This is a genomic window from Actinosynnema sp. NPDC023658 (assembly GCF_040639995.1).
Classification (GTDB): Bacteria; Actinomycetota; Actinomycetes; order Mycobacteriales; family Pseudonocardiaceae; genus Actinosynnema.
The window spans coordinates 7780-12030 of sequence record NZ_JBFAAX010000161.1 but is presented as its reverse complement, the minus strand read 5'-3'; the positions used below and the strand labels follow the sequence as shown (position 1 = coordinate 12030).

Genomic DNA, 4251 nt, shown 5'->3' with positions numbered 1-4251 from the left:
CCCGGCGGCATGGGCGCGGGCGCAGGCGCGGGTGCCGGTGGCGCGCGCGGCCAGGGTGACGAGGACAAGGAGCACAAGGCCGCGTCGTACCTGGTGGAGACCGAGGACGTCTTCGGTGACGGCACCATGGTCGCTCCGCCGGTCATCGGCGGGTGAGCGTGTTCTCGTTCGCCCTGTCCCACGCGGCGGCCGACATGCTCTGGGAGGACCTGAAGCTCGGCAGCCGTCCCTACCCGTTCGAGTTCCCCTACCTCGGGCAGACGCTGGACGAGCGGCGCGGCATCCGCGACGCCGTCCACCGCGACCTGGAGTCGCGCGGCCTGGCCCACCGCGGCCGGGTCGTGCCCGAGGTGGAGCAAGCGCTCACCCTGCTGGTCCGCTTCGACTTCTGCCTCAACGCGGTCGCCTCGCTGGACGCGCGCAACGTCGAGCGCCAACTGCTGGCGCGCGGTGGCGCGGCCGGTGAGAACGCCGCGCTCGCGGTGATGGACGACCGGCAGATCAAGGTCGACCTGCTGCGCACGCCCGGGTTGCTGCGCGCGGTCGTGGACCTCGTCCCGCCCGCACGCCCCGGTCCCGGCCAGTCGATCACCGTGCCGATGCCCACGTCCGCCCCGCCGCCACCGCCGCGCCGCGACGACGACTTCGGCAACGCCACGTTCACGCAGGCGATGGCACCGCGTTCGTCAGTGTCCACGCAGGTCAGGGCGTTGGAAGCGGTGTTCGAGCGCCCACGGCTGCGCGCCGGCCAGTTCGGCGTCACGGTGCGCGGCAGGCACGGCCGCGAGCAGCGCGCACCGCAGGTGGCGTGGTTCGACAACGACCAGGGCCGCTACATGTCGCAGACGCGGCTGGGGCCGGACGGCCGCAAGTGGCTGACCCACGCCCCCGCCGACAACGCCCGCATCGCCGCCCAGCTCGCGCAGGAGCTGAACGGCCTGCTGGCCTGACGCCTCGGTCTGCCGGCTCGACGCCTCAGGCGTCGCCGCTGTGGTAGCCGGGCATCCGGCCGGTGACGACGAAGACGGTCCGCTTGGCCACCGACACCGCGTGGTCCGCGAAGCGCTCGTAGAACCGGCCGAGCAGCGTGGTGTCCACCGCGGACGGCACGCCGTGCGCCCAGTCCTTGTCCATGATCACGGTGAACAGGTGGCGGTGCAGGTCGTCCATCGCGTCGTCGGCGTCCTCCAACGACCGGGCCCGCGCCACGTCCTGCGTGCGGATGATGTGCGTCGCCTCGCGGGCCAGCTCCACCGCGATGCGGCCCATCTCCGCGAAGTACGGCCGCACGGTGTCCGGCAGCACGGGGTTCGGGTGCCTGCGGCGCGCGGCCTTGGCCACGTGCAGCGCCAGGTCGCCCATCCGCTCCACGCTTTCGGCCGCGTGGATCACCGCGAGCACGGTGCGCAGGTCGGTGGCGACCGGCGCCTGCAACGCCAGCAGCGCGTAGGACTGCTCCTCGATCCCGGCGCGCACGTCGTCGATCTTGGCGTCGTCACCGATCACCTGCTCGGCGAGGGCGAGGTCCGCCCTGAGCAGGGCGGCGGTCGCGCGCTCCATCGCGTCACCGGCCATCGCGCACATGTCGGCGAGCTGGTCGGCGAGTTGTCCGAGCTGGTCGTGGTAGGCCTCACGCATGGGCGTCAGCCTACGGCGGAGCAATCGCGGTAGCGACCCACCCCGGTGAACCCCCGGTGAACCGATGACGTCCAGTCGGCCCTAGGCGCAGGGGTCCTTCCCGGCGTTGACCACGGGCACGTCGACGGGGCCCGTCGCCTTGCCCGGCTCACCGCCGCCCGTCGCCTGCGGCGCGCGGATCACCTCGTCCCAGCCGGGACCGATCAGCAGCTGCACCGCGCCACCCATGCCGGCGTCGAACTGCAGCGTCGCACCGGGCACCGAGGACAGCAGCGTCGCCGCCCCGTCCTCGCCACCGACGCCGTACTTGATGACCGTCTTCTCCGCGCGCGGTGCGCCACCGTTGATGACCACGTCGTAACCGAGTTCCCGCAACGCCCCGGCGGTCTCGGCCGCCGCGCCGTCGTTGTCCGGGTCGCCGTTGCGCACCTGGACCTTCAGTCCCTTGTGGTCGACGATCTTGCCCTGCTTCGGGGCGGACGCCTGCGTCGCCTGGGCCTTGGCGGGGTCGGCCGGCGTGTCGTCCGGGGCCTCCTCCGGCAGCGGCGTGCCGTCGATGATGGACTGGAACAACGCCCGGGTCTGCTCTTCCTTCAGCAGTTCGAGGTTGTCGTCGTTGGACGGCGTCGGCCCCTCGGACGTCTCGTGCGGGACGGTGATGAACGTGACCCGGCCCGCTTCCAGGCCCTGCAACGACTGCGCCAGCGTCAGCATGTCGTTCACGCCGATGTTCTGGCCGACCGTGGACGAGGCGAACGCGTTGAGGAACCCGTTCAGCTTGCCCGGGTTGAGCAGGATCTCCGACGACAACGCCTTGCGCAGCAACGAGGACAGGAACTTCTGCTGCCGCGTCACGCGGTCGTAGTCACCGAACGCCTCGCCGTCGACCTTGCGGGCGCGCACGTAGTCGAGCGCCTTGTCGCCGTTGATCTCGTACCGGCCGGCCTTGTCGAAGATCAGGCCCAGCTCGTCGTCGTCCATCGGCTTCGGCACGCACACCGGCACGGTGCCGATGGCGTCGACCATGCCCTTGAAGCCGTTGAAGTCGACGCTGATGAAGTGGTTGATCTCCAACCCGGTCAGCTCGGTCATGAACTTGCTGACGCACCTCGGGCCGCCGATCGCGTACGGCTCGTTGGCCTTCACGTCCTCCTCGGCGTCCACCTGCTCGCCGGTGTACTGGCCGGTGCCGGCGTCCCACTTCTCGCACTGGGGCCGCTTGATCAGCAGGTCGCGCGGCACGGAGACGACGACCATGCGCTTACGGTCGGCCGGGATGTGCGCGAGCATCAGCACGTCCGAGCGCGCGCCCGGCTCGGCGTTCGTGTCACCGACGCCGTCCTGCGGCTTCGCGCCCGCGCGGGTGTCGGAGCCGACGATGAGGAAGTTCTCGTCACCGAGCTGCTTCTCCGCCTCGTGCACGGCGGCGGAGTTCGTGTTCAGAGCGTCGATCTCGGTGAACTTGCTGTCGATGTAGAGCATCGCGGCCCAGCCGAGGCCCGTGGAGACGAACACCAGCACGGCGGCGGTCAGCGCGACGACCTTGATGGTGCGCACGATCCTGCTGTGCTTGGGGGTGCGGACGCGGCGGCGGGGGCCGTCGTCGTCGAGGTCCTCGACCGGCGAGGCGTACTCGGTGGCGTCCTCGTCGTGGTCGGCCTTCCACGGCATCAGCTTCTGGCGGCGTTCCTTGCGCAGGCGTTCCTGCTCGGCCAGCTCGTCGTGGACGGCGGAGAAGCGCGCGAGCGTGTGGTCGACCTCGCGACGTTTCTTGACGTCCTCGCTGATGACCTCCATCTCGGTGGTCAGGCTGGCCGGGTCGATGGCGTCGCGCGGCTCGATGGCGGGCGGGGGCGCGCTGGGTGCGGCGTTGAGGCGGTCCGCGATGACGGGCGGTGCCGGGTCGACGTCGGCGGGGTCTTCGGCGAACCTCCGGCCGGGCGCGTCGCCGGGAGCCGGTCCGTCCGCGAGCCGACGCGGTGCGCTGCCGTCGACCGGCGGGACCGGGGGGCCGTCCGCGAGGCGGCGGGGCGTGCTGCCGTCGACCGGCGGGGCGGGGGGGCCGTCCGCGAGGCGACGCGGGCCGCCGTCCGGGTGACGAGCGCCGGGGCCGTCGACGGGTCGGCCTTCGGCCAGTCGACGCGGACCTCCCTCGGGACGACGTCCGGTCGGGTCTTCGACGGGCACGCCGGGGCGCGGTCCGTCGACCGGTCGGCGCGGGTCGGCCGGCACCTCGTCCGGACGCGGTACCCGGCCGGGCCTGGGGCCGCCGGTCAGGTCGTGCGGGCCGCTGCCGTCCGCGAGCCGCCGCGGTCCGTCACCGGGGGCGCCTTCGGGCCGCTGACGGGGTCCGCTGCCGTCCGGGAGGCGTCGGGGGTCGGCGCCGGGGACGCCGGGGTGCGGGCGTCGGCCGGTGTTCTCGCCGGGCCGCGGGCCGTCGAGGCTTCGTCCGAGGCCTTCGGCGGGTGCGCCCTCGACGGGCCGTCGTGCGGGCGGACCGACCTCGTCCGGACGACGGCGCTCGGCCGGGTCCTCGGGTCGTTGGCGCGGTCCGGTGGCGGGCGCGAGGGCTTGCGGGGGCCGGGGCGGTCCGCGGGCGGGCGCGAGGGGGCG

At 73.0% G+C, this 4251-nt stretch carries 3 protein-coding genes; 1 reads left to right on the top strand and 2 read right to left on the bottom strand.

From position 1 onward, the window contains the following. Nucleotides 1-152 precede the first annotated feature (152 nt). Complete coding sequence (locus AB0G02_RS18540; RefSeq protein ID WP_360795619.1) at nucleotides 153-950, top strand: ESX secretion-associated protein EspG; 798 nt, start codon at nucleotides 153-155, stop codon at nucleotides 948-950. 25 nt (nucleotides 951-975) lie between these two features. Here the strand turns inward: AB0G02_RS18540 and phoU are convergent, their stop codons facing one another. Both phoU and AB0G02_RS18530 read right to left on the bottom strand, forming a co-directional pair. Next, nucleotides 976-1638, bottom strand: coding sequence for a phosphate signaling complex protein PhoU (gene phoU / locus AB0G02_RS18535; RefSeq protein WP_360795616.1), 663 nt, complete (start codon nucleotides 1636-1638; stop codon nucleotides 976-978). Between the two features lie 81 nt (nucleotides 1639-1719). Continuing rightward, nucleotides 1720-4251: LCP family protein (locus AB0G02_RS18530; protein WP_360795613.1), on the bottom strand; the 2532-nt coding region annotated here is incomplete at its 5' end.